This is a genomic window from Pseudomonas sp. ATCC 43928 (assembly GCF_005938665.2).
Taxonomy (GTDB): Bacteria; Pseudomonadota; Gammaproteobacteria; order Pseudomonadales; family Pseudomonadaceae; genus Aquipseudomonas.
This window is the reverse complement of sequence record NZ_CP041753.1, coordinates 3,084,869-3,111,185: the sequence shown is the minus strand read 5'-3', so window position 1 is coordinate 3,111,185 and position 26,317 is coordinate 3,084,869. Positions and strand designations below refer to the sequence as shown.

General features: G+C 59.8%; 16 protein-coding genes and 1 tRNA gene. 16 read left to right on the top strand and 1 reads right to left on the bottom strand.

Annotation, left to right across the window (positions count from 1 at the left end; translation table 11 throughout):
* Nucleotides 1-7 precede the first annotated feature (7 nt).
* The 12 genes from FFH90_RS14295 (at nucleotide 8) to FFH90_RS14240 (ending at nucleotide 15,788) form a co-directional block, all read left to right on the top strand.
* Nucleotides 8-541 (top strand): polysaccharide biosynthesis/export family protein, encoded by a 534-nt coding sequence (locus tag FFH90_RS14295; protein WP_026286626.1) that lies wholly within the window; start codon nucleotides 8-10, stop codon nucleotides 539-541.
* Between the two features lie 3 nt (nucleotides 542-544).
* The gene (locus FFH90_RS14290) at nucleotides 545-2,791 is read left to right on the top strand and encodes a polysaccharide biosynthesis tyrosine autokinase (RefSeq protein WP_138867405.1); all 2,247 of its coding nucleotides are present in this window, start codon (nucleotides 545-547) and stop codon (nucleotides 2,789-2,791) included.
* A 142-nt stretch (nucleotides 2,792-2,933) separates the two neighbouring features.
* Complete coding sequence (locus tag FFH90_RS14285; RefSeq protein ID WP_138867404.1) at nucleotides 2,934-4,325, top strand: undecaprenyl-phosphate glucose phosphotransferase; 1,392 nt, start codon at nucleotides 2,934-2,936, stop codon at nucleotides 4,323-4,325.
* Between the two features lie 10 nt (nucleotides 4,326-4,335).
* Complete coding sequence (locus FFH90_RS14280; protein WP_018928897.1) at nucleotides 4,336-5,043, top strand: WecB/TagA/CpsF family glycosyltransferase; 708 nt, start codon at nucleotides 4,336-4,338, stop codon at nucleotides 5,041-5,043.
* Nucleotides 5,044-5,052: 9 nt separating this feature from the next.
* The gene (locus FFH90_RS14275) at nucleotides 5,053-6,132 is read left to right on the top strand and encodes a glycosyltransferase (RefSeq protein WP_138867403.1); all 1,080 of its coding nucleotides are present in this window, start codon (nucleotides 5,053-5,055) and stop codon (nucleotides 6,130-6,132) included.
* A complete protein-coding gene (locus FFH90_RS14270) occupies nucleotides 6,129-7,238 on the top strand; it encodes a glycosyltransferase (protein ID WP_138867402.1) in 1,110 nt (369 codons plus the stop codon). Before FFH90_RS14275 ends, FFH90_RS14270 begins: the two co-directional genes overlap by 4 nt.
* Complete coding sequence (locus FFH90_RS14265; protein ID WP_138867401.1) at nucleotides 7,238-8,551, top strand: O-antigen ligase; 1,314 nt, start codon at nucleotides 7,238-7,240, stop codon at nucleotides 8,549-8,551. Before FFH90_RS14270 ends, FFH90_RS14265 begins: the two co-directional genes overlap by 1 nt.
* Nucleotides 8,552-8,568: 17 nt before the next feature.
* Nucleotides 8,569-9,522 (top strand): glycosyltransferase family 2 protein, encoded by a 954-nt coding sequence (locus FFH90_RS14260; RefSeq protein WP_138867400.1) that lies wholly within the window; start codon nucleotides 8,569-8,571, stop codon nucleotides 9,520-9,522.
* Nucleotides 9,523-9,535: 13 nt separating this feature from the next.
* Nucleotides 9,536-10,954 carry an oligosaccharide flippase family protein gene (locus FFH90_RS14255; RefSeq protein WP_138867399.1) on the top strand — a complete coding sequence of 473 codons (1,419 nt, stop codon included), beginning with the start codon at nucleotides 9,536-9,538 and terminating at the stop codon, nucleotides 10,952-10,954.
* Nucleotides 10,955-11,037: 83 nt separating this feature from the next.
* Nucleotides 11,038-12,102, top strand: a complete 1,065-nt coding sequence (gene galE, locus FFH90_RS14250) for a UDP-glucose 4-epimerase GalE (protein WP_096480326.1) — start codon at nucleotides 11,038-11,040, stop codon at nucleotides 12,100-12,102.
* Complete coding sequence (locus tag FFH90_RS14245; protein ID WP_138867398.1) at nucleotides 12,099-13,571, top strand: family 16 glycosylhydrolase; 1,473 nt, start codon at nucleotides 12,099-12,101, stop codon at nucleotides 13,569-13,571. Before galE ends, FFH90_RS14245 begins: the two co-directional genes overlap by 4 nt.
* Before the next feature lie 219 nt (nucleotides 13,572-13,790).
* On the top strand, nucleotides 13,791-15,788 hold the full coding sequence (locus tag FFH90_RS14240) for a U32 family peptidase (RefSeq protein WP_064617477.1): 1,998 nt from the start codon (nucleotides 13,791-13,793) through the stop codon (nucleotides 15,786-15,788).
* A gap of 413 nt (nucleotides 15,789-16,201) precedes the next feature.
* Here the strand turns inward: FFH90_RS14240 and FFH90_RS14230 are convergent.
* Nucleotides 16,202-16,276, bottom strand: a tRNA-Gln gene (locus FFH90_RS14230).
* Nucleotides 16,277-16,500: 224 nt separating this feature from the next.
* Here FFH90_RS14230 and FFH90_RS14225 point away from each other — a divergent pair.
* The 4 genes from FFH90_RS14225 to FFH90_RS14210 all read left to right on the top strand — a co-directional run bounded on the left by FFH90_RS14225 (nucleotide 16,501) and on the right by FFH90_RS14210 (nucleotide 26,049).
* Nucleotides 16,501-17,613 (top strand): CapA family protein, encoded by a 1,113-nt coding sequence (locus FFH90_RS14225; RefSeq protein WP_138867397.1) that lies wholly within the window; start codon nucleotides 16,501-16,503, stop codon nucleotides 17,611-17,613.
* Nucleotides 17,614-17,767: 154 nt separating this feature from the next.
* Nucleotides 17,768-19,507, top strand: coding sequence for a dipeptidase (locus FFH90_RS14220; RefSeq protein WP_138867396.1), 1,740 nt, complete (start codon nucleotides 17,768-17,770; stop codon nucleotides 19,505-19,507).
* Nucleotides 19,508-19,664: 157 nt separating this feature from the next.
* Complete coding sequence (locus tag FFH90_RS14215) at nucleotides 19,665-21,641, top strand: metallophosphoesterase (protein ID WP_138867395.1); 1,977 nt, start codon at nucleotides 19,665-19,667, stop codon at nucleotides 21,639-21,641.
* Between the two features lie 211 nt (nucleotides 21,642-21,852).
* Nucleotides 21,853-26,049, top strand: coding sequence for a DUF5801 repeats-in-toxin domain-containing protein (locus FFH90_RS14210; protein ID WP_138867686.1), 4,197 nt, complete (start codon nucleotides 21,853-21,855; stop codon nucleotides 26,047-26,049).
* The last annotated feature ends 268 nt before the right edge of the window (nucleotides 26,050-26,317 follow it).

Here is a 26,317-nt window from a genome sequence, read left to right as displayed (position 1 = left end):
TCCCCCCATGAACTCGCGAATGCTTGCCTTGTTGTTCGTGCCGTGGCTGTTGCCCGTGACTTTTGCAGCGGACACCGGCGCCCAGTACAAACTGGCGGCCGGCGATGTATTGCGCATCACCGTATTCGGAGAACGGGATTTAAGCTTCGACAAAATCCGCCTCAATGACGCCGGTACATTTTCCTATCCGTTCCTGGGTGAGATCTCCGCCAAGGGGCTCACCCCCAATCAGGTGGAAAAGATCATCGTCGACGGGCTCAAGCAAGGTTACCTGGTCGACCCCAAGGTCAGCCTCAACCTGATCGTCTACCGCTCGTTCTACATCAATGGCGAAGTACAAAAGCCCGGCAGCTATCCATACGAGCCCGGGCTGACACTGGAAAAAGCTATTGCACTGGGCGGTGGCCTGACCGAACGGGCCTCGATCAAGCGAGTGACCATCGTGCGCGGCGATGGCTCACCACCATTGACCGATACGGTCACGCGCAGCACCGCCATCGCTCCCGGTGACACCATCTCCATTGCACAAGGCTTTTTCTAAATCATGGATAACAGCCCAAGCATCTACGTTGAACGTCCGCTCCAGGCGCATCTGCCTCAGCACCAGCAGCATGGCGAGGAGAAGGACACCATTGACCTGCTCAAATTCTGGAGGGTGATCTGGCGTGCTCATTGGAAAATCGCTTGGTTGGTGCTGCTTGCCTGTGCGCTTGCGATGGCCATTCTGTCATTCATTCCCGCGCAGTACATCGGCAGCGCCACCCTGCTGATCAAAGAAAAAACGCCACCACTGCTGACCTTCCAGCAAGTCACGGACTCAAGCTCCGGTACCGTCGATTACTTGCAGACGCAATTGGCGCTTCTGCAATCGCGGGACTTGGCCGAACGCGCCGTCAAAAAGCTCAACCTCACCACTAACCCGGTGACCGATCCCCGCCAGCAACCGCAGTCATGGTTTACGCCACGCGAATGGTTGGCAAACCTTGATCTTGGCCAGTGGTGGCCGGCACTGGACTTTTTGATACCCCAACAGGTAACGCCCACTGAAACCGACATTTTCAATGAGGTCACGCAGAATCTCATGAAGCGCACCGACGTCAAATTCGTCGGCAAGAGCCAACTGCTCAACATAGAGGTGTTGCTGCCCGACCCTGACCTGGCGGCCGCAACCGCCAATGCGATTGCCCAAGGCTTCATTGATAGCCAGTTCGACAATAGCCTGAAGTCCTCGCAGACCAACGCCAGTTGGATGAATTCACGCCTGGTCGAATTGCGCAATAACCTGCGCATTGCCGAAGACAAGCTTCAGGCTTATCGGGAAGAACAAGGCCTGGTCGATGTCGGCGGTGTCGCCACCATCAGCGCCAACGAACTGGAAATGACCGGCAACCGCATGATCGATGCCCGCCGTAACCTGGCGGAAGCCGAGAGCCGGTACCGTCAGGTCCAGGCCCTGAGCAATGGCGATCTGAGCAGACTCTCCAGTGTGCCCGCCGTCTTGAGCAACGCTTTGGTGCAGAAATTCCAGGCACAACAGGCCAAGGCTCAAGCCAAGGTCGAAGAATTGTCCGGGCGTTACGGTCCAAAACATCCGACCCTGATCGCCGCCCTCGCCGAGTTGCGTACGGCCACCGACAGTTTGCGTCTACAGGTTCGACAGGTGGTTGCCAGCATCGAACAGGATTACCAGCTAGCCAAGGCCAGTGAAAGCTCACTGCATAAATCATTCAACAGCAACAAGACGCAGATACAGGATATCTCGCGCAAGGAGTTCCAGCTGCGTGAGTTACAGCGAGAAGTCGACAGCAGTCGCGCGTTGTATGAGACCTTCATCACTCGCTTGAAGGAAACTGCGGCCACCTCAGACATGGATTCCACCAAAGCGCGTATCGTCGACCCAGCGATTGTGCCTTTGGAACCGAGCAAACCCCGTAAAACACTGATCATGGTGATTGTCGCCATCGCGGCCGCGCTGATCGGCATGGCGCTGGCATTAATATCCGAAGCCCGGAACAAAACCTTCAAGACCGACGAAGCGGTCGAAAGCATGCTTAATATCCCCCTGCTCAGTGTGGTGCCGCTGGTCACGAAGAGAAGCCGCCGGCAACTGGCGCGATTGTTCGACGACAACGAGCATCCGCGTTTTTGCGAGACCATTCGCAACTTGCGCACCTGGCTGATGTTGCACAGTGGAGAAAAGCCGTCGCAGGTAGTGCTCGTTGCCTCGACCATGGCCGATGAAGGTAAAAGCACCATTGCCAACAACCTGGCTTACTCGCTTGCATTGCTGGAGCGGGTCCTGTTGATCGATGCCGACATGCGCCGATCCAGCCTTTCGCTCAATTTCGATTTTCCGGCAGACAGCCCGGGGCTGGCCAATGTCCTGGCGGGTACCGCCCGACTCGAAGACTGTATCCGGACTGTCGGCAATCTAGACATGTTGCCAGCCGGCAAGCTTGCGCCCCCGCCGCTTGATCTACTTAGTTCGCCGTGCCTGGCGCCCCTGCTCGAAGCGCTGAAGTCGCGTTACCAGCGCATCATCATCGACTCCCCGCCTGCGCAAATGGTCAGCGACGCGCTATTGCTGGCCAAGCATTCGGACGCGGTGATCTACGTGATCAAAGCCGAAAGCACACCGGTCAGCCAGGTGCAGAAATGCCTCGCCATTCTGCAACAGAGCCACGCGCCGGTGTTCGGTGTAGTGCTCAACCAGGTTGACCTGCGCAAGGCGCGCAAGCAGGGCTACAGCCATAGCGATACGTTCCAGAACTACGACTATCTGACCCGGTAAACCCTTGCGCCTGTCTCTTGAGTCGCTTCTTTCCAACAAACACCAAAAACTGCTTCATCCCAGTCGATCGATACCAGCGTGCGGGAACGAGGGCGTGCAGAATTCGACGCCGATGTCCAACCCATGCCTGGAGGTTGAGCCGATGACATCGCTATATACCGCTCAAATGATGCACCGGCGAGGTCTGACTTTCTGGGGCCAATGGGTGTGTGCGCTCAGCCTGGTCAACCTGCTATTGATATCGCTGGTGCATTGGAGGATCGGCAGCCTGACCAGTGAATACCGCATTCTGATGGTTCTCACTGTGCTCGGCTCGATTCCGATCTACAGCGTCATGCAGGTTTACCACAAGCGTCATGAGTGGTTGTCGGGGCTCGGTCGTTTGCTGGCGGCCTGGCTGATTCTACTGGCCGTTCTGATCAGCATCGCCTTTGTCACCCAGACCAGCGCGATTTTTTCGCGTCAAGTGATCATCGTCTGGACCGTGTTGGGTTACCTGATCCAGGCTGCAAGCTTCCTGCCCTTGCATTACCTGGCTCGATTGCACTCGCGCAAGCTCTGTAACGAACGCCGCGCGGTAATCATCGGTACTTGCCCGACCGCATGCCGGCTTGCAAGGAAACTGTCCAGACCGAACCGCGTACCCGTACTGGGGTTTATCGCGACCGCCGAACATACCGGCCCGGCACCGAGCATTTTGCCGCTGCTGGGCCGCATCGACGAAATTCGCGAAATCATCACCCACCTGCACGTACGCCGGGTCTACATCGTCCTGCCGTTGGCGCAGGCAGCCATCATTGAAGCCCTGTACATCGACCTTCTGGACATGAATGTCGACGTGGTCTGGATTCCTGATTTCGGCAGCATGGTGTTGCTCAATCAATCGATCTCGGAAATAGAGCGAATGCCGGCCATCTACCTCAATGAAAGCCTCATCAGTTCGCACCCCGGCAGCCTGCTCTGCAAAGAGCTGTTCGAACGTAGCCTGGCCGCCGTGGCCATTATTGTGCTCAGCCCCTTGCTGCTGATCGTGGCGGCAGCGGTCAAGCTCTCTTCGCCCGGCCCGGTGTTGTTCAAACAAGATCGTTACGGCTGTAACGCCGAGGTGATCAAGGTCTGGAAGTTCCGCTCGATGCATGTGCATGACGACAGCGAAGTGCGCCAAGCCTCTCGCGAAGATGAACGCATCACCCCGCTCGGGCGCTTTTTGCGCCGTAGTTCGATCGATGAGCTACCGCAGCTCTTCAACGTGCTGTTCGGTGAAATGGCCCTTGTCGGCCCGCGACCGCACGCGGTCACTCACAATATTTACTACACCGGCAAAGTACGCGCCTACATGGCCCGTCATCGCCTCAAGCCAGGCATCACCGGGCTGGCCCAGATCACCGGGCATCGCGGTGAAACCCAGACGCTGGAAAAAATGCAGCAACGCGTCGCCCAGGACCTCAACTACATCAACCAATGGTCGCTGTGGCTGGACATCAAGATTCTCGTCAAGACCCCTTTCACGTTGTTCTCAAAGGACATTTATTAAGGAGTCAGCCATGATAGATCTGGAACTGATCGGGCATTTCGCACCGAACCTGCTGGACGCCAACAAAGCATTTTCCTTCATTAACTTTGCGTCCATCGGCAGTCTGTTCGATCGGAGTCCGACGTCCATCGCCTATTTTTGCGATGGAATGTTGATGTCTACCTTCATGTCGCGCATCACCGGCCGGACGATCGGTCGGGTCAGCTTCGACTTCACGTCCATCGCCGACGCTGTCTTCAGTTGTGCCGAGAAACAAGGCAAGCGAATCTATTTTGTCGGTGCCAGGCAAACCGAACTGGACCTGTTCATCAACAAGATCAAGGGGCGCTACCCGGCGTTGCTTATCGCCGGTCATCACAACGGCTATTTCGATGCACCGCAGGCCGCGTGCATTCAGGCGGACATCTGCCGCAGTGAAGCCAACATCCTGATCGTCGGTCTGGGCGCCGGGCTTCAAGAGCAGTTCGAACAGGATGCCCTGCGTGCCGGCTTCAACGGTGTGGCATTCACCTGTGGCGGCTTCATACGCCAAGAGGCGACGGCCACACACCATTACTACCCTGAGCTGATCAACCGTCTGCATCTGCGCGCGTTCTATCGGATGTACCGCGAACCCCACACCATCAAGCGCTACCTGGTCGATTACCCGACCAATTTTGTTCATCTGCTGGCGATGATCGTCCGGCGCCAAGTGACGATCCATATCACTTATCCCTGAGCGCCAACCATGCATATCCTGTTCATCCTCAAGGACTTCAAGCCCGATGGCGGCCTGGAGCGTGTCCAGCAGCGCCTGGCCCGGCAGTTTCTCAAGGATGGCCAGCGGGTCAGCTATTTCGTCATGAACGGCGATATTGCGGACGATGAAGAAGCGGCCACCTTCAATGGTGGCGGCAATGGATTCTTCGGTCTGCTCAAGTCGATCGGAGTGCTGCGTCGCCTTATCCGCCGCGAGCGTGTGACCCACCTTATCGCCGCCAAGGAACAGGCCAACCTCTGCACCTGGTTTGCCACCCTGGGTCGCTCATGCAAGGTCATCTACGCCCGTCACGCGGCACTGGATTGCGGCGAGCAGAGAATAGGCCTCACTACCCTGCGCCTGCTCTATGGGTTGTACCTCTGCGGCAACGATCAGGTGGTGGCGGTATCCAAAGGCCTGCATCAGGCCCTCGCCGATCTGGTGCCCTGGGGTCGCCAGCGTATCCGTTATTGCCCCAATGCGGTGGTCACCGAACAACTGCTCAGCGCCGCGCAGACGCCCCTGCTCAGAGGGTTGCCGACCGAGTTCTGGTTGGCAGTGGGCCGGCTGGTGGAACCGAAGGGCTTCCATTTGCTGCTCGATGCCTATGCCATGGCCTTGAGCAGCGCCGCGCTACCGGATCTGGTGATCATTGGCGATGGTCCGCAACTCGCCGCGCTGACATTGCAGGCAAACCACCTGGGCATCAAGGACCGTGTGCATTTCACTGGTTTCCTGAGCAATCCCTACCCATTGATCAGGCATGCACGACTGCTGATCCTGAGTTCCTTTCATGAAGGCTTGCCGACCGTCCTGATCGAGGCCCTGGCGCTGGGTACGCCCGTGCTGGCCTGCGACTGCGAGACCGGGCCCAGGGAGCTGCTTGATAACGGCCGACTCGGCCAACTGGTCAAGGTCAATGATGTACCGGCACTGGCCGAAGGAATGCTGCGCAGCCTGGCCTCACAAGACCAGGCTGCGCCAAACGCACAAGTGGCCGCTGATGCAGTCCGCCAGTACACCAGTCAATACGCCGCGCAGGCGTATTACCAGGTATGGAATCAATGAAAAAATTGCTGATTATTCTGCAGGACTTGGGTGGAGGCGGTGCCGAAAAAATGATGGCGCGCCTCGCTGGAGCGCTGACTGACGCTGGCAATGACGTGACTTTACTGATGCTCACTGGCACCGGCGTGAACTCGGCGCACCTCGACCCACGGGTAAAACAGGTCGAGTTGCACAGCGCGCGCAGCTCCAGGGCCGTGCCGGCGCTGGCACGCTTTCTTCGCCACAATCGCTTCGACGCGCTACTGGCCGCCCTCACCCACGTCAACGTCGTGGCCATCGCTGCCGCCGCGCTGTCAGGTACGCTGGCGCGCCTGCATGTCAGCGAGCGCAACGCGTTTTCCCATGACAAATATGTCAACCCTGCGTTGAAGGTGCGCACAGCGTATCTGCTGGCACCATTGCTGTATCGACTGATCCCCAATCCGGTGATCTGCGTCTCGCGCGGCGTCGCCCAGGATCTGATCGACACCACCATCACCCGCCCCCAGGATGTCACCATCGCCGACAATCCGGTGCTCGACAACGATTTTCGCGACAAGGCACCGGCGCGTCCAAACCACCGCTGGCTGCAGGAAAAGTCCACCCCGGTGATTGTCGCCGTGGGCCGCCTGGCGCGACAAAAAGGCTTTGACGTATTGATCGACGCCTTCGCCCGACTGCCCGATCCCAGTGCCCGATTGATCATTTTCGGCGAAGGCGCGCTCAGGGCCCAATTGCTCGAACAAGCGGTCGCTGTGGGCGTGGCCGACCGGTTCGATTTACCAGGCTATACCAGTGATCCGATGGCAGAAGTGGCGGCGGCCGATTGCTTTGTCCTGTCGTCGCGTTTCGAGGGCAGCCCCAACGCACTGGTCGAGGCCATGGCCACTGGCACTCCGGTGGTATCGACTCACTGCCCCTATGGACCGCAAGAGATTCTCGGTAATGGCGCGATCGCTCCGCTGGTGGCCGTCGACGACCCTGACGCGCTGGCGCAGGCCATCACGATGCAGCTGACGTTACCGCGTGATGTAAATCGCCAGGCCCGCATCGATGCCGCCGCCCGTTTCGTGAGCGCTTGCGCGGCGAAAACTTATCTCGATGCGCTACTCGGGAGCCAGTCGTGATGAACACACTGGAAGTCAGGTACAGCACGCTGCGCAACGCCTTCACGCTGTTCGGTGTGCTGTTCTACATCCAGGTGATCGGATTTTTTTCCGGGCTGGCGGATACGTCAAATCTGGACTTGGCCGAAAAAGACCTCGAAGGCAACGCGGTCAATCAGATTTGCGGTCTGATCACCCTGCTGGTACCGCTGTTCTTCTTCATCCGCAACAAGGTCTTCCTCAGCAAAAGCTTTTACAGGAACAACGCCTTCTTGCTGGTGTTCATACTCTGCCTGGCGGTATCGATCAGTTGGTCCCACGACCCGATGTTAAGTTTCAAACGTTTTGTGGCGCTGATCAGCGTGGTCTTCTTTGCGGGTTTCATCGCCTACAACTACAGCCTCGAGAAAATCGCCTTCATGCTCGGCTGTCTCATCGGCGCCGCTGCGTTGTTCGGCTTGATACTGGCGCTTGTCAGGCCCGATGTCGCCTTCATTAACGGCGGTGTTCGCGAGGGTGCATTCAAAGGGATTTTCCCGGATAAAAATGCCGGCGCCCGGATCAACGCGATCGCCATTTTGCTACTGCTGCCGATGATCCGTCAGGGCAATCCCTGGGCCATCATCTGCTCGTTGTTCTCGCTGATCGCGATTGCACTGGCCCAATCCGCCACCGCCACAGCACTGATTGTTGCCGGCACCGTGAGCTACTGGTACTTCCTCACGCTGATCCGTTTGCACATCAACCGTTCATGGCCCGCATTCCTCGGCACGACGATCGTCTATTTGCTGATCTGTTTCTTTCTCTACGGCAACTACACGCTGCTGCTGGAGCTGACCGGTCGCGATCCATCACTCACCGACCGCACGTTGATCTGGGACCTGCTCACACCGCTGATCGACGCCGAGTTCCTCAAGGGTTACGGCTTCGGCGCCTTCTGGTCCAGCCCCAGCGCCGAGGTCTTTATCAGCCGCTGGGGTTACATCGGTAATGCCCACAACGGCTACATCGAAACCTTGCTGAACGGCGGTATCGTTCAGTTGATAGCGCTGCTCCTCATGCTGATCGAGGCACTGCTAAAACACTATCGGGCCGTGATGGCGGACCAATCGGCACGGTTTCATGTCAGCGCGATGGTCATCGTCGGATCATTCATGCTCACCAACTATGTAGCGTATGTCGTGCCCAACTACCGCTCGGCGGAGTTTCTGGTGTTCTGCGTCCTGGCCCTGTCCTTTCGGCATCACCACGCGAAATACCCCGTGTTGTCAGCAGCAACCCTGCGTCAGCGTCCGTCCGGCGAGGCATTGCCGCGCGATTCAGCCAAGGCGTAACGAAAGGAGAAATAACCATGCCAGACCAAGCCCACCCTTCACCCAATACCGTGTGCGTCATAATCGCGATGTACAACGGCGCCGACAGCATTGAGCAAACACTGGCGTCCGTGGCCGGGCAAACGCGACTGCCCGATCACGTCATCGTCATCGACGATGGTTCCACCGATGATGGACCCCAACGGGTCAGGGACTTCGCGGCGCCGTTTCGCCTGACGCTGTTGCATCAAGCCAACGAAGGCCAGGCCAGCGCCCGCAACCACGGACTGCAGCACACCGAAGAGACTCTTGTGGCGTTTCTCGATGCCGATGACAGATGGTATCCGCGAAAGCTGGAGCAACAAGTGGCACTGTTTGAAGAACTGGATCGTCAGGGACGGCCGGTGGGGCTGATAGATTGCTACGTGCATAACGACTACAGCGATGGCAGGCGAATACTGGAAGACCGGCAAAAAAACGGTAGGCATTTCGACGATTTCATCCGCGCCAACGTCCTCAATGGCGTGTCCTCCGCGATGGTCAGACGCGACGTGATCATGCAACTCGGCGGCTTCAATGCCAGCCTGCGTTACTCCGAAGACCGCTTCATGTGGACCCGGATCGCCGAACACTGGGAGGTCCATACGGTGCCAGAGGTGCTGCTGCAGCGCATGGTCAACAGCGCCAACATGACCGCGCAACCGACAAGGTACTACCCGCACAAGATCAGGTTCATCGAAGAGTACCTCGCCCACTTTGGCCCGCAGCTCAGCAAGCAGCAACGGATCGATTTCGCGCTGGGCAGCCTCTCCGACTTTCTCGAACTGTTTTCCCGCAGAGGAGAGCATGCCCAAGTGATCGGTGTGTACCGGCGAATGCTGGAGTATTCCTGGCAAGCGCTGATCTTCAGGAACGGCAAACCGACATTGCGCTTCCTCTATGCATGCGTCCAATCATTGCGCAAGGCACCTGCGTCCACCACCGCTCATTGAGCCGGTATCCGCCATGGCCAATCATCGTCTGGTTAAATTGATCTGGATTTTCACCGAGAAATTCGGCCTGATTTTCCTGTCGATGATTACCTTTGTCGCGTATGCCAGGCTGCTGTCGCCCACAGAGTTGGGTGTGGGCACGGTCATCATTGCCGTCGTCGAGTTGATCGGGATGATTTATTCCTCGGTTCTGGAAGACCCGCTGGTACGACTCGAACGACTGGAAGACAAACACATCGCCACAGCCTTCTGGGCGTCGGTACTCGTCAGCCTGCTGTCCATCGTCGTCATCTCGGGCGCGGTAACGCTGTACACACCCGACCCGGTGCTGCGATGGATGACAGCGGTGGCCTCGGTGAAAATCCTGTTCACCATGATGGCGCGGGTCTATGTGGCGCAAATGCGCCGTAGCGGCAACTTCAGGATGTTGGCGTCGCGCACGTTACTGGGCAAAGTATGTGGTGGCGTGGGTGGCATCGCTGTCGCGCTTTGGGGGTTGGGGGCCTGGGCGGTCATTGCCCAGGTACTGATCATGGAGTTCGTGTCCATTGTCGTATTGATGCGTGCAGACCCGCGCCGCATTGCCTTTAGCATTGACGGCCCGCTCCTGCGCGAACTGTTGAAGGCCGGTGCACCGGTTGCCATCAACGCGCTGAGTTCGCAAACGCTACAGCGCGGGGTCACCGTCATCCTGGGCATGACGGCCGGTAGCAACGCGGTGGGCATGTTCAACATGGCGATGCGCATCATCGATCTGCCGCGCACGGCGATCTATCACGGCCTGATCAGCTATGCGCTGCCGGTGTTTGCCCGGCGCAGCGCCGATCCCTCGCGGTTGCGCGCGATCATCAGCGATTCGACCGCCGTCAGCGGCTTCCTGCTGACGCCCCTGTTCATCGGCATCGCACTCACGGCGCATGACCTGATCCTGTTGATCTTCGGCGCCAAATGGACCGAGGCCATTCCCCTGCTGCAAGTGCTTGCGTGCACGGCAGCCATCGGCAATACCGCCATGTACGCCACAACCGCACTGGTCGCGGTCAATTGCAGCCACCTGACCATCAAGGCCGAAGTGGCAACCACCGTACTGGCACTGGCGCTGGTCTATAGCTTCGGCAGCCTTTATGGCGGCATGGCCGCCGCCCTCGCCCTGCTAGCCCGGATGGCGATCATCACGCCACTGCAAATCCGTGGGTTGAACCGCGCAATCGGCTATGACTGGCGGCTGTTTTTCGAAACCAACTATCGCAGCGTGGTTGCCTCGTTGGTCATGGCTGCGATCGTCCTGATGGTTTCTTTCCGATTGAGTGTTCAAGGCTACCTGCACCTGTTCTGCAGCATCGTGGTTGGCGCGCTGAGCTATGCCGTGGCGTACAGCGTGATGCATCCGCGCTGGCTGCAAGAATTCAAATCGGTTTTCACCACCCGCTGAGAGGACGCACCCGACAACCTTTCTCCTACCCGGCCCACATTCTCCTGACTCGCGCAATTTCCTTGTGACAGGAACGCCTCATCATGCACAAAACCACGTTGATTACCGGCGGGGCCGGATACATCGGCTCGCATACCACCCTGACCCTGATTGACGCCGGTCAACAGGTGCTGGTCCTCGATAACTTGTGTAACAGCTGCCGCGAATCGCTCGCGCGCCTGGAGTATCTGACTCGCAAGCGAGTCGACTTCATTGAAGGTGATATCCGCGATAACCACCTGCTCGATGATATCTTCAGCCGCTACGACATCGATGCCGTGGTGCACTTTGCCGGTCTCAAATCCGTGGAGGAAAGCATTCGAAAGCCGCTCGACTATTACGCCAACAATGTCATTGGTACGCTCAATCTTTGCCATGCGATGGCCCGATTCGAGGTCTTCAAACTGGTGTTCAGCTCATCGGCCACGGTGTATGGCATTCCCCGACAGATACCGCTCATTGAAGATCTGGGCACAGGCAAACCGATCAATCCCTATGGTCGTACCAAGCTGCTGATCGAAGAGTTGCTCACCGACCTGTGCCTGTCCGATCCGCAGTGGAGCATTGCGGTGCTGCGCTACTTCAACCCGATTGGTGCTCACGATAGCGGGCTGATCGGGGAAAACCCCAATGGCAAGCCCAACAATCTGCTGCCTTGCCTGACACGAGTCGCGATGAGGCAAATGCCCGAACTCACCGTATACGGCAGCGACTATCCCACTGTCGACGGAACGTGCGTGCGCGATTACGTCCATGTGGTCGACCTTGCCGAAGGCCATCTCAAAGCGTTGCGGGCGTTGCAGAACAGAAACGGTATCCACGTCTGGAACCTGGGAACAGGCATTGGCCACAGCGTGCTGCAAATCATCCGCAGCTTCGAGGACATTACCGGTATTACCATCCCGTTCCGGTTCGCGCCGCGCCGTGTCGGCGATATCGCCGAATGTTGGGCCGACCCCACCAAGGCGGGGCGTGATCTGGGCTGGTACGCACAGCGCGACCTGATGCAGATGATCATCGACACCTGGCGATGGCAAATGTGTAATCCGCACGGATACCGCTCCCAACCCGGATTGGCCGCATCGATTGTGTTAAAGCAATGGGTATGAGCAGGTACATCCTTTTGGCAGCCCTGGTATCGGTTGTGTGCTACGTGTCGGGGGGCACTCCCCCGCCGCTGGCCAACGGCCTGGTGCTGTGGCTCGACGCTGCCGATGCTTCAAAAATGACCTTCGATGCCCAGAACCACCTCCTGCGGTGGCACGACAAGTCCGGCAAATCCAATGACGTTACCGTAGACGATGCCGCAGGCGCCGCACTTCCGCTGCGTGTGGAGGACGCCATGAATGGCCATTCGGTGGTGCGTTTGAGTGGCTCGTCGGCGTTCCTTGGCAAGACAATTCGTGCCGCAAAAGGCCCCATGACCTTATTGATCGTGTCACGCAGACTGAACGGGCAAAGCGGCGGCGAGACCTGGCAGCGGCTGTTCAGCTCGCGCCCGTGGATCGCTGAAAACGACAACGTGGCACCAAATTTCGCGATCAGCGTGCAACAGCCCTCCGCCTACGCCCCGGCCCTCTTCGTTCTGGAACTCAACGACGTGCCTATAGGCCCGTTTGCGGTGGGGCGCAATGTGGTCGGTAGCACTGAAGACTTGCGTGGCGACATCGCGGAAGTGTTGGTGTACGACCGTCACCTGGCCTCTCTGGAGGAACGGCAGCGCGTGTTTCAGTATCTGGCGCAAAAGTGGTCCGTCGCTATCCCCAAGGCTGCCAATTCCTGGACCCGTATCGGCCCCCTGGACGCTGTACCGCAGCGGATCAATGCCGAACTGCCGTTGTCCGATCAGGCCAATGTCGGCCAATGGAGGGTGGACAGCCAATTTTCCGACGACTTCAACGGTGCGACCCTTAACACCAGTCGCTGGCACGTCAACAATGCCACGGGCACCGAATCGCTCGGGCGTAAACCGGCGCTGTTCACGCCGAACAATGCCTACCTGAGTGATGGCCATCTGAACATCGTTTTCCGCAAGGAAAACGTGCCGCAAAAGTACGTTCGGCTGGGTTACCAAGGCTATAGCTCGGCGATGGTCCGCACGATCGAGCGCAGTTTTTACGGCTACTACGAAGCCCGCGCCAAACCCATGGAATCGGCGGGTTCCAGCGCCTTCTGGCTAGCGTGGACGGGGCTTGCCGACAATGCCACGGAGATCGACATATTCGAGATCGGCGGCAAGACCAAGGGCGCCGCCTTCGACCGCCTATACAACATGAACGCCCATGTCTGGGCCACGCCACAGAGCACCGCCCACCTCAGCGACGGCAGCAGCTGGATCGCCCCGTGGCGACTGGCCAGCGACTTTCATGTCTACGGTTTTGACTGGCAACCCGACACCTTGCGCTGGTACGTAGACGGCGTCCTGGTGCGAGAGGCCAAGAACACCCACTGGTTCTTCCCGATGCAAATCAACTTTGACAGCGAGGCCATGTGGAATTGGTTCGGCGTTGTCGACGACGCCGATCTGCCCTCCACATTCAGCGTGGACTACCTCAAGGTGTGGCGGCGCGGTCGATAGCCGGGTCTTGATCCAGCGTCTTTGAATTTGATCCTTCCCCTTCCATCCTTGCTCAGCGGCAGATTCACTACATCAGCCATCGGATTCGGCCAAGGGATGAAGCCGATGGTTATTCGTGTTGCTCAGCGGACAAACGCCATCGGGCAGCACATGGGTGCCGGTCAGGCGTTTCGCCGCTACAATGCGCACCTTGACCGTGACAAGCCAGACTAAAAAAACATGTCCCTACCCAAGCATCACCTGGAATTGCTCAGCCCCGCCCGTGACGTGGCCATCGCCCGCGAGGCCATCCTGCATGGCGCCGACGCGGTGTACATCGGCGGCCCGAGCTTCGGCGCCCGCCACAACGCCTGTAACGAGGTGAGCGATATCGCCCAATTGGTGGAATTCGCCCGTCGCTATCACGCGCGGGTGTTCACCACCATCAACACAATCCTGCATGACAACGAGCTGGAGCCGGCGCGCAAGCTGATCCACCAGTTGTACGACGCCGGCGTCGATGCGCTGATCGTCCAGGATCTGGGCGTGATGGAGCTGGACATTCCACCGATCGAGCTGCACGCCAGCACCCAGACCGATATCCGCACCCTGGCGCGGGCGAAGTTCCTCGATCAGGCCGGTTTCTCGCAACTGGTACTGGCCCGCGAGCTGAACCTCCAGGAGATCCGCGCCATTGCCGACGAGACCGACGCGGCCATCGAGTTTTTCATCCATGGCGCGCTGTGCGTGGCGTTCTCCGGCCAGTGCAACATCTCCCATGCGCAGACCGGCCGTAGCGCCAACCGTGGCGACTGCTCCCAGGCCTGCCGCCTGCCCTACACCCTCAAGGATGAAAAAGGCGGTGTGATCGCCTACGAAAAACACCTGCTGTCGATGAAGGACAATAACCAGAGCGCCAACATCCGCGCGCTGGTGGAAGCCGGTGTACGCTCGTTCAAGATCGAGGGGCGCTACAAGGACATGGGCTATGTGAAGAACATCACCGCCTACTATCGCCAGCGCCTGGACGACGTTCTCGAAGACCGTCCGGACCTGGCTCGCGCTTCCAGCGGCCGCACCGCGCACTTCTTCCTGCCCGATCCGGACAAGACTTTCCATCGTGGCAGCACCGACTACTTCGTCAGCGAGCGCAAGATCGACATCGGCGCCTTCGACTCGCCGACCTTCACCGGCCTGCCGGTGGGCGTGGTGGAGAAAGTCGGCAAGCGCGACCTGCTGGTGGTCACCCACGAACCGCTGTCCAACGGCGACGGCCTCAATGTGCTGGTCAAGCGCGAGGTGGTGGGCTGGCGTACCAACATCGCCGAGCCCAAGGGTGAGTTCGAAGAAGACGGTGAAAAGCGCTACCGCTACCGTGTCGAGCCCAACGAAATGCCGAAGGGGCTGCACCAGTTGCGGCCGAATCACCCGCTGAGCCGCAACCTCGACCACAACTGGCAGCAAGCCCTGCTCAAGACCTCCGCCGAGCGCCGGGTGGGTCTGGCCTGGGTCGCTCGCCTGCGTGAGGATCGCCTCGAACTGACCGTCACCAGCGAGGAAGGTGTCAGCGCCAATGTCGCCCTGGACGGTCCATTCGGCCTGGCCAACAAGCCGGAACAGGCCCTGGAGCAACTGCACGACTTGCTCGGCCAGTTGGGCACCACGCAGTACCATGCCACGGATATCAAGCTGGATGCACCGCAGGCGTATTTCATCCCGAACTCGCAGCTCAAGGCCTTGCGCCGCGAAGTCATCGAAGCGCTGACCGCGGCCCGCATCGAAGCCCACCCACGGGGTGGTCGCAAGGCCGAGACCAATCCGCCACCGGTGTACCCGGAGTCCCACCTGTCGTTCCTGGCCAACGTCTACAACCAGAAAGCCCGCGACTTCTATCACCGTCACGGCGTCAAGCTGATCGACGCGGCCTATGAGGCTCACGAGGAGACCGGCGAGGTGCCGGTGATGATCACCAAGCACTGCCTGCGTTTCTCCTTCAACCTCTGCCCCAAGCAGGCCAAGGGCGTCACCGGCGTGCGCACCAAGGTCGCGCCGATGCAGCTGGTGCACGGTGACGAAGTGCTGACACTGAAGTTCGACTGCAAGCCTTGCGAGATGCACGTGATCGGCAAGATGAAGGGGCACATCCTTGGTCTGCCGCAACCGGGCAGCGTGCAGCAGGTTGTCGGGCACATCAGCCCTGAAGACCTGCTCAAGACCATCCCACGCGCGCCCCACTGAGTGACGGGCGAGCGCGCCGCCACGGCGTCGCGCTCGCTGTTCACTTAAGCCGTAATGCGATCTGTAGCAGCTGCCGAAGCCTGCGTTCGGCCTGTAGCAGCTGCCGAGCTCGCGAGGCTGCGTTCGGCTGCGCAGCAGTCGTAAAATCAGGCACTGCGGTCCGTCAGGCGCACCGTGCATTCAGGGTTTACGACTGCTTCGCAGCCGAACGCAGCCTCGCGAGCTCGGCAGCTGCTACAAGGAATGCGTCGCGGCTGAAATTGCTTAAGTGAACAGCATTACACCAAGAGGGGTATTTAACCGACACAAAAAAACGCCAGGCCGGATCGGCACTGGCGTTTCTCGTAAACACGACCATCCTGGACTCGCGCAATACTGCCGACTGAGTCATGACTGGATGAGTGTAAGGAAAATGGCAGGGGCGGCTGGATTCGAACCAACGCATGGCAGGATCAAAACCTGCTGCCTTACCGCTTGGCGACGCCCCTGTAGCTGTTGCGATGAGTGCCTGGCACTCTCTTTCTGAATGTGCAGCTTGCGAGCAATATCGAGCTGCTGCGTCCCTACGCTGCAAGCCCCGTAAGGGCCTCTGCAAGAACGCGCGGAAATTTATCAACTTTCGCTGCATCTGGGAAGCCCAAAAACAAACTAATTTGTTTTAAAACAGAGATTTACTGTTGATCCAGGCTATTCGGGATATCCGGAGGGTGCCATGGCAGCCGTTACCGATACGCTGAAGCTGTTTCTCACCGGCGATGTCATGACCGCCCGAGGCATCGACGCAGTGCTGCCGCATCCTGGCGATCCACGGCTTTACGAAGACTACGTCAAGAAAGCCGGCGATTACGTCCGGTTGGCGGAACGACGCAATGGCCCGATTCCCCGCCCGGTCGATTTCACCTATATCTGGGGCGTTGCGCTGGATGAGTTCGAACTTCGCCAGCCACACGCACGCATCATCAACCTGGAAACAGCGGTATCCCGACGCGGACGACCGGAGCCAAAGGGCATCAATTACCGCATGAGCCCGGAGAACTTCCCGGCCATCAGTGCCGCCGGCATCGACTGCTGCGTGCTGTCCAACAACCATGTGCTGGACTGGGGCGTGCCTGGCCTGGCCGATACGCTGGCCACCCTGGCGAACAACGGCATGTGCAGTGCCGGCGCCGGGCTCAACCGACAATCTGCCGAAGCGCCCGCCGTGCTGCCGTTGTCTGGCGGACAGCGCTTGCTGGTGTTTGGCCTCGGCGCTCCCGACAGCGGCATTCCACCGCAGTGGGCCGCCACGGATAGCCGCGCGGGCGTCGCGCGGCTGGAAGATCTGTCGATGCAAAGCCTGCGCCCTGTGGCCGAACGAATTCTCAAGTACAAAAATCCGGGGGATCGGGTGGTGGCCTCCATTCATTGGGGCGGCAACTGGGGGTTCGAGATCCCGCAGGAGCAGGTCCGGTTCGCCCATGCCCTGATCGATGAGGCCGGAGTTGACGTGGTGCATGGCCATTCCTCGCACCACGTCAAAGGCATCGAGGTGTACCGCGAGCGCCTGATTCTCTATGGCTGCGGGGATCTGCTGAACGATTACGAAGGCATCGAGGGCCACGCAGATTATCGCGGCGACCTGGGGCTTCTGTACTTTGTCTCGCTGGCCCCGGACGGACGCCTGCAGACGCTGGAGCTGATACCCACTCGCCTGCAGCGCTTTCGCCTCTGTCGCGCCGAAGGGGATGACCGTCAATGGCTGCAAGACACCCTTTCTCGCGAGTGCAAACGCTTGGGCAGCAGCCTCCAGACGGGCGCGCAAAATGCCTTCGAGTTGCGTTGGTAGGCTTTTTCATTTCTGCGTCGCTTTTGCATTTCTGTGCGACAGATCGCACTTCAGGTACTCCCGTACTACTCCCTCTTGGTGTTAGTTTGGAAAAGTTTCTGACTAATCAATCAGATATTTCCTACCAACCACCTGCAAAGGAATGCCCCCAGCAATGGACTTTTCACTTAAGCAACTGGCCGCGACAACCCTGATGCTGGCCAGCCTTTCGTCGTTCACCACCTCAGCGCACGCCAACATTACCCCGCAACAGAGCGCGACCATCCTCAAGACCTTCAGCGATGCATCGGTAACGGATTTCAGGCAGTTCCTGGAACGCCTGGCCAAGAGCGAGCTTGCCAAAACCGGTAACCTCGGCCCGGCAATCAGTGCTTTCCAGGGCAACAAGCCCCTTTCCGCTGAACAGCAGAACGAGATTCATCGCCTGCTTGGCCTCTATGCGCGGGTGAAGTACGGCAACGCGGCTACCGAGACCCTGCGCGAACTGGTGGCCATCCCGACCTTCCGCGTGGACGGCGTGGCCCAACACGACAACCCTGAATTCATCAAGATCGGCGACAAGCTCAAGGGCCTGGCCCAGGCCTTCAACCTGAACTTTCGCAATATCGACAACCGAGTCTATGAAATATCCCTCGAAGGGGCTGGCGACGAAATCGTGGGCATTCACGCACATGCCGATGTGGTGCCCGTGACGCCGGAGAACTGGGTCTTGAAAGACGGCACCCGCCTCGACCCGTTCAAGGTCACCCTGGTCGGCGACCGTATGTATGGCCGAGGCACCGAAGATGACAAAAACGGCATCGTGGTCGCGCTCTACGCCATGAAGATCATCAAGGAAGAGAAGCTGCCGCTGGCTCGCCATTTCAAGCTGCTGGTAGACACCACCGAGGAAACCACCGGCGACGCCATCCCCTATTACTTCGAACACAACCCGACACCCAACTACAACCTGGCGCTGGATGGCGGCTACCCGGTGGTGATTGCCGAGAAAGGCTACGGCACCGTCATGGCGAACTTTGCCCTGCGGAGCGCTCAGGGCAAGGGCGCCGAAATCACCTCAATGACCGGCGGCCTGGCAACCAACCAGATTCCGTCAACGTCGGTCGCTACCCTTGTGACTGACAAGCCCGCCGAACTGGCCGCCAGCCTGCAGAAGGCAGGTAGCGATTATGCCAAGCGCAATGGCGGCAACTTCGAGGTGACCGCCAAGGTCGTCGGCAAGGACGTCAAGCTCACGGTCACCGGCGTTTCCGCCCACTCCTCCGAGCCCGAGTCAGGCATCAACCCGGTGGCACGGATGCTGGGCTTCATCAACAGCCTCGACGGCAAGGTCGCGCTCAAGCACAACCACATTACCGACGCCGCCCGTTATGCCGTCGACAACTGGGGACTGGACTACCTGGGCGGCAAGTTGGGGGTCGGTTTTTCCGATGCCTTCATGGGGCCGCTGACCACCTCCCTGACCTATGTCGGGATGGATGAAAAAGCCTTCAAGCTTGCGGTCAACCTGCGCGTGCCGAAGGGCAAGTCCCCGGAAGCGCTCAAGGCTGAAATCGCCGAAAAGCTGGGTGCCTGGAGCAAGAAGACTCACATTGCAGTGGCTTTCGACTACAAGATCGCCGAGCCGATGTACCGCAACCCCGAAGGTGAATGGGTCAAGGCGCTGTTGGCGGTGGCCAGCGAGAACCTTGGCATGGAACACAAGTTCGGTACCTCAGCCGGCGCCACTTCGGTCCATGAGCTGCCCAACGGCGTGCAGTTCGGTTTGGCCAGGCCCGAGCTCAAGTACACCGGCCACAACGACAACGAGTTCAAGACCGTCGACCAGTTCCTGCTGGACCTGCAGATCGTGACCGAGATGATGGGTCGCATCGGGCAGTTGCCGACACTCTGATCCCCCTTCCGGACCCGCCATTCTGGCGGGTCCATCGTTTTGATCGTCTTGCCATGAACCGACGGCTATCGCATAACTGACCTATTCTGAATCAACCGACAAGAAGTCAAACCCCACCTGATGTACCCGGACTCTTTACAGCAATGGAGGCTAGGCGATGAAGGAGCAATCGATTGAGTTCCGCCCTGGAGAGGGACACTTTGAAGAGGGGCACTCTGCGCTCCTCGCCATGACCCACGCCACCCAATCTTCCACGACCAATAGCCGCATCGAGCTCTACACCCAGGAGTCGATGGTCAACTGGTTAGGCCCGTTTCAGCTCATGCGCACGGGCATGCAATCGGCCGCGGCCACCACCATGGGTGCCTTCGCAGACCCACGCGATGTGTTGGCCATGCTCAACCCCCGGGGCTCTAACCCACCCATTCAGGTGGCTGCCGACGGTGATGTGTGGATCGACTATCTGGCGGATACCGGCGATGGCTGGGACTCCACCTATTCCATGGCGCTGTGCGTCAGCCAGGATGTCAAGTTGCCGGAGCTCACGCTGCCGCGCGGCGACGTGCTGCTGCTCGGCGGCGATCAGGTCTACCCCACACCGGCCCAATCCGGCTATCGCACCCGCTTCCTTGATCCCTTCCGCGCCGCCTTCCCCGCGCCGGTCCCCAAGGTTCGCCCGAATGAGCAGGACCAGCCCGTGCCGCAGCCGGGTGCACCGTGGATGGTGGCGACGCCCGGCAACCACGATTGGTATGACGGCCTGCGCGGGTTCTCCCAACTGTTTTGCGAGCAGAAGCCCATCGGCGGCTGGGAAACCCGTCAACACACCAGTTACTACGTGCTGCAGCTGCCCAATGGCTGGTGGATCTGGGGCCTGGACCTGCAATTGGAGTCGATGATCGACCGCCAGCAGAAGCAGTACTTCGAAGAGATGCGCGCCAAACTGCAGCCAGGCGACCGCGTGATCCTCTGTACACCCGAGCCGAGCTGGGTGGATGAGGCCGAACGACTCGCACGCGTGGGGCGCAAGACCCTGCCCTCGATCGAGACCCAGACCTTGCGCTTCAGCAGTCTGCGCGAGATCGAGCAGCTCTTGGGTGACCACTTGGCGGTGGTCCTGGCCGGAGACTCGCACCACTACGCGCGCTACCAGCCAAAAGCCGGCAGCCAGGCACCGCAACGCATCACCTGCGGAGGCGGTGGCGCCTTCCTGCATGGCACTCATCAACTTCCAGATCCGCCCGAGCCGATCAGCGTCGGCGGAACGCCGCAGCACTACGAGCTGGCGGCAACCTACCCGGATAAAAAAACCTCCGAGCAGCTGCGTAACCGGGCATGGCGGCTACCCACCCACAACCTCTCGTTCTGCGGCATGCTGGCGATCTTGTACTTGCTGTTCGACTGGATGGTAGAAAGCGCCAGCAAGGTGCCCCATCCGGCGCGCGATAATCGCAGCCTGGTCGAGGTATTGTCTGGCCTCGAAGTATCTATTCCCAACCTGCGCGAGGTATGGCGACAGCTGGTCCTGGTTCTGGCACACAGTCCTTCGTCGGTGATGCTCGCCGTGACCATTGTGCTGGGCTGCGCAGTGCTCTCAGCCGCCGGGGTCAAACGCACCCGAAAGCTTGCCTATGGCGTCGGGGCCGTTCACGGGTTGCTTCATCTGGGACTGGCGATCGGGCTGCTGTGGCTCATGGGCCGTATCAACATCCACTACTTGCAGTTCGAGGTAGAAAACCTGCTCCAGGTCTTGTTGTTCCTGGTGGGGACACTGGTGCTCGGTGGTAGTTTGGGAGGCCTGCTATTCGGTGCCTGGATGGTGATGGCCAACACTTTATGGGGGCTGCATAGCGAGGTGGTTTTTTCCTCGCAACGCATCGCCGACCATAAATGCTTCCTGCGCATGCACTTCAACGGCGACCAACTCACCATTTACCCGCTCAAGCTGGAGAAGGTCTGCCGGCGCTGGTCCGTGGCGTCGGGAGTCGCCAAACTGGCGAAGGTGCAGCGCACCTGGAGGTTGCGGGCAACGCCTGAAAGCACTGGCCCGCGCTTCGTGCCCGCCTCGGGCGAGCTCGAACTGCGGCTGATCGAGCAGCCCATCGTGATTCGGCGTGGAGGAACCAGCTCATGAGGTCGCCCCCGCCGCCGTCTTGTGCTCATTCACAAACGTAATATACGACGTTACTCCTTCGCGCCCTCCTCCTCTTTCCCCTCCCAAGTAGTCTGAAACTCCCATCCCGCATGGGAGTTTCGGCCGATGCGCAATCCCCGGCGCTTCTCCATAGTTGCGACCAAAGGTCAACGGTCAGGCCTCGATGACCGCAATTGCTCTGGAGAAAGTCATGGCTACCGGCGAGCAAAATTCATCGCTAACGGGCGATCCGACCCCCCTATACATTCCGACCCTCGACTCAGTGGTCAACGCTCTCAGCGTTGTGACCTCTGGCGCGAGCGTTACGCTGGACGAAACGGCCGGGTTGCAAAACAGCACCGCCACGCCAAGCCCCGCGGGAGACGCTGACGACAACGACATTTTGCTGGCCTCCCTGCCCTCGACTTTCTCTACCCGTTTGACCGCACTGGGTGCAGGTACCGCAATGGGTGCGGCCTTGAGTGGCTATACCGGCGCCGTGGGCAATACCGGCAGCAATGCGTTCAGCGTCACCGCCGACCCTGGAGCAACCATTACCAACGTCAGCTTCGTCGACAGCACTGGCGCACTGCTCAATGGCGTGGACAGCGGACTGGACACCCTCGATGGCACCAGCATCCTTCTCTATACCGATACGAGCAACGACAACATCCTGGTGGGCCGAGCCGGGAGCGCAAGCGGCGCAATCGTGTTCGCGGCCTATATCGAAGAAACCGGATCGCCACTCTCGGGCGGCAAGATCTGGACCGTGGAGTACCAACCGCTCAAGCATCCAGATGCGACGAACCCCGACGATGCGGTCAATCTGCTGAATAAGGTGTTCATCGGAGCCGGTCAGGACGCGGAATTCAGTCTGGCCAATGCGCCGTCGGGTCAGCAGTTGTTCCTGATGTTCACGACCGCGGGCGCGACGGCCGATGCGAACGGCCGGATTCCCGGCGTCTCGATCGTCGTCACCGGCAGGGATCCGCTGGATCAGTCGGCAAGCAGTGCTGCCATCACCAGCGCCGACACGGTTAACAGCAGCCAGGGCGGCGGCAGCACAACCCTGGGCACCAACAACCAGGCGATCACCGAACAGGAAGGCCTGCGCTTCAGCTTCGTCACCGGTGCCAAGGCGGACTTCACAGTCCCCAACCTGAGCCCGGGCGAAGCGGGTGTCGAACAGAACATCGACTTCACCCAGTACTTCGGCGCCCGCTCCGCGACCTTCAAGATCGTGCAGGAGACGGGCGGCACGACTGCGAAGCTCTTGCTCACCGCCGTCAAGAACGCCGACAACGTCAGCGGGTCGCAGAGCGGTGTCAACTTCGTCAACAGCTACGCCAACGACAGCACCGAAAAGGTCGCGATCACCAACGGCAGCGTCACCGTGAAGACGTTCGCGGGCGCCACCGTCAGCACCGCCGTCATCACCTACAACGCCGACGGCACGGTGCTGATCACCGGCGTTCCGACCGACTCGCAGATCACCTACAGCACGGCGACCGACCACAACCGCGTGATGATCGAGAACGCCGGGTTGCTGACCGACAAGAACGGCGACAAGACGCACGCTGACTTCGACATTGGCGGCTTCAAGGTGCTGCAGTCCAGCACGTCAACCGCCGAAATCGGCTCCAAGATGATCTTCGAGGATGATGGGCCGAGCATCAGCACCACCGGCACGGAACCGACCCTGACGGTGGACGAAACGGTACTGGCGACCAACGATACCAAGAGCTTTGCCGCCAACTTCACGTCGGCGTTTGGCGCTGATGGGGCCGGCACGCTGACCTATGCCCTGGGCGTGGTCGCGGGAGGTTCAGGGTTAACGGACACCGCCACCGGTGAGGCAGTCAACCTGTCACTCAACGGTGCAGTGGTCGAAGGTCGCACGGCCACCACCAACCTGCTGGTGTTCACGGTCAGCGTGGCCGCCAATGGCGACGTCACCCTTGACCAGATCCGCGCCGTGGTGCATCCCGATGCGACCAATCCGGATGATTCGAAGACGCTGACCTCGGACAATCTGGTGACGCTGACGGCGACCAAGACCGATGGGGATGGGGACAGCGCCCATGCCACGCTAAATATCGGGCAGAACCTGGTGTTCAAGGATGACGCCCCCAACATCAGCACCACCGGCACCGAGCCAACGCTGACAGTCGACGAAACGGTACTGGCGACCAACGATACCAAGAGCTTCGCGGCTAACTTCAGTTCGGCGTATGGCGCTGACGGTGCCGGCACCCTGACCTATGCGCTGGGCGTGGTCGCGGGCGCCTCAGGGCTGGTGGACACAGCCACGGGCGAGGCGGTGAACCTGTCGCTCAATGGCGGCGTGGTCGAAGGTCACACGGCCACCACCAACCTGCTGGTATTCACGGTCAGCGTCGCCGCCAACGGTGACGTCACCCTCGATCAGCTCCGCGCCGTGGTGCATCCCGACACGACCAATCCCGATGATTCGAAAACGCTGACCGCGGACAATCTGGTGACCCTGACGGCAACCATCACCGACAAGGACGGCGACAGCACCCAGGCGACCCTCAACATCGGCCAGAACCTGGTGTTCAAGGACGACGGACCGAGCATCAGCACCACCGGCACCGAACCGACGTTGACGGTGGATGAGACGGTGCTGACCACCGACGCCACCCAGAGCTTCGCGGCGAACTTCACCTCGGCGTATGGCGCCGACGGTGCGGGTACGCTGACCTATGCGCTGGGCGTGGTGGCGGGTGCCTCCGGGCTGACCGACACGGCCACCGGTGAGGCAGTCAACCTGTCGCTCAACGGCGGCGTGGTGGAAGGCCGCACAGCCACTACCCATCTGCTGGTGTTCACCGTCAGCGTGGCCGCCAACGGTGACGTCACCCTCGACCAGCAACGGGCCGTGGTGCATCCCGATCCAACCAATCCGAATGATTCGACGAGTCTGTCCTCGGACAATCTGGTAACCCTGACGGCGACCAAAACCGATGGAGACGGCGACAGCGCCCATGCCACGCTCAACATCGGCCAGAACCTGGTGTTCCAGGACGACGGCCCTACACTTGCCTTCGGCAATCTGATCGGCACCGGTAGCATCCTTCCACAAACAGGGTACTGGGATCACTCGGCCGGAGCCGACGGATTGGGGGCAACCGGACTGGATATTTCGTTGGTGAATAACCAATTCACCCTCGTCCGGCCAGACAACACGACCACCACCGGCACCGGCACGCTCACCGAGCAGTCGCCCTCACCGGACGTCAATGGCGCCTACCATTTCGCAGGCACGTTGACCGGTGATTTCGACAACAACGCCGCCACCGCGAATACCAGCGTCGACTACACGCTGACCGCCTACACCAATGGCAGCTATACACTGGACCTGGTGCAAGGCTTCAGTTCGCAGATCGTGCTCAGCAGTGCCGACGGCTCGCTCAGTGCCGGCGGCCCGGATCCGGTGCGCACCTTGTTGATTCCGACGACGAATGACCCGACCATTCCTTCGGCCTCCGAGGAGATTGTGTTCTTTTCCGCCAAGGCGACGGCGTCGACTTCGGACATCCTGACCGGCATCGGGCTAGGGAAACCCGACCCCACCGAAGCCCAGCTACAGACCACCCCGCTGCCGTCGTACATCGACCCCGCAGCCATGAACGTCAGCACGTCCGGCATCGGCGTCGGCAATAACATTCTCCAGGGAGATAACCTGGCGGCCATCAGTTCTGCCGATGAAAGTTTCGTGATCAATCCGGAGACCCTGCTGGCGGGCATGAAGATCTTCATCGACAACTCCGTGGGAGGTTACAACACGGCGACCGAAGACCTGTACTACAGGGCCTACTATGAGGATGGCACGTTCTCGGCCCTCACCGAGGTGAACACCGTGACGCCGGAGGCCGGCGGACAGGTGTCCTTCCTCGTTCAGCAACAAGGCACGAAGTTGATTGATGCGGTTCAGCTCACGATGGGCCGAGGCGATGTCAAGATCCCGGTGATCCAGTTCATTCAGCCGACCGAAAGCCTGGCCAGCGATATCAAGCTGGCATTCAACGCGACGCTGACGGACAAGGATGGGGACTCGGCGACGAGTGGTTTCGACGCCAACCTGTTCGCCAACGACTTGGGCGCCACCTTCGACTTCACGCTGGTGGGCACAAGCGGTGAGCGGGATGCCTTCAACGTCGATTTGTCACTCACCCAGAACAAGTACCAGATCACCGGCTTCGATGCGAGCGCAGGGCTGCGCGACACGCTGGTGCTCAACGGCGACCAGAGCGCCGTTGTGCAGTCGATCGACAACAGCGGCGCCAACAGCGTCGTGACGATTGCCGAAACGGGCGGACAAATCACGACCATCACCTTGGTCGGGGTTGATGTTCTGAATACCGACATTGTCCATGGCAGCGCCTGAGGCAGCGCGTGTGTGAAAGGATGCGAGGGTGGCGAAAGTCACCCTCGCATTGTTTTTGCAGTTCCAAAATGAGATCGGCACGGATCGAATTCGCTGTGGGTTCTCAAACACCACAAGGCTTAAACACGGCAGAAAACAACGAGAACGACATGCAGCAGGCCACCAACGAGGACAGCTAGGCCGAAACTCCTATCCCGCATGGGAGTATCGGCCGATGTGCAATCCCCGGCGATTAGTCATAGTTGCAGAGGTCAATGGTCAGGCCTCG

Coding starts and splice junctions, on each gene's coding strand:
- FFH90_RS14295 (WP_026286626.1), top strand. CDS start 8: ATGAACTCGCGAATGCTTGCCTTGTTGTTCGTGCCGTGGCTGTTGCCC.
- FFH90_RS14290 (WP_138867405.1), top strand. CDS start 545: ATGGATAACAGCCCAAGCATCTACGTTGAACGTCCGCTCCAGGCGCAT.
- FFH90_RS14285 (WP_138867404.1), top strand. CDS start 2,934: ATGACATCGCTATATACCGCTCAAATGATGCACCGGCGAGGTCTGACT.
- FFH90_RS14280 (WP_018928897.1), top strand. CDS start 4,336: ATGATAGATCTGGAACTGATCGGGCATTTCGCACCGAACCTGCTGGAC.
- FFH90_RS14275 (WP_138867403.1), top strand. CDS start 5,053: ATGCATATCCTGTTCATCCTCAAGGACTTCAAGCCCGATGGCGGCCTG.
- FFH90_RS14270 (WP_138867402.1), top strand. CDS start 6,129: ATGAAAAAATTGCTGATTATTCTGCAGGACTTGGGTGGAGGCGGTGCC.
- FFH90_RS14265 (WP_138867401.1), top strand. CDS start 7,238: ATGAACACACTGGAAGTCAGGTACAGCACGCTGCGCAACGCCTTCACG.
- FFH90_RS14260 (WP_138867400.1), top strand. CDS start 8,569: ATGCCAGACCAAGCCCACCCTTCACCCAATACCGTGTGCGTCATAATC.
- FFH90_RS14255 (WP_138867399.1), top strand. CDS start 9,536: ATGGCCAATCATCGTCTGGTTAAATTGATCTGGATTTTCACCGAGAAA.
- galE (WP_096480326.1), top strand. CDS start 11,038: ATGCACAAAACCACGTTGATTACCGGCGGGGCCGGATACATCGGCTCG.
- FFH90_RS14245 (WP_138867398.1), top strand. CDS start 12,099: ATGAGCAGGTACATCCTTTTGGCAGCCCTGGTATCGGTTGTGTGCTAC.
- FFH90_RS14240 (WP_064617477.1), top strand. CDS start 13,791: ATGTCCCTACCCAAGCATCACCTGGAATTGCTCAGCCCCGCCCGTGAC.
- FFH90_RS14225 (WP_138867397.1), top strand. CDS start 16,501: ATGGCAGCCGTTACCGATACGCTGAAGCTGTTTCTCACCGGCGATGTC.
- FFH90_RS14220 (WP_138867396.1), top strand. CDS start 17,768: ATGGACTTTTCACTTAAGCAACTGGCCGCGACAACCCTGATGCTGGCC.
- FFH90_RS14215 (WP_138867395.1), top strand. CDS start 19,665: ATGAAGGAGCAATCGATTGAGTTCCGCCCTGGAGAGGGACACTTTGAA.
- FFH90_RS14210 (WP_138867686.1), top strand. CDS start 21,853: ATGGCTACCGGCGAGCAAAATTCATCGCTAACGGGCGATCCGACCCCC.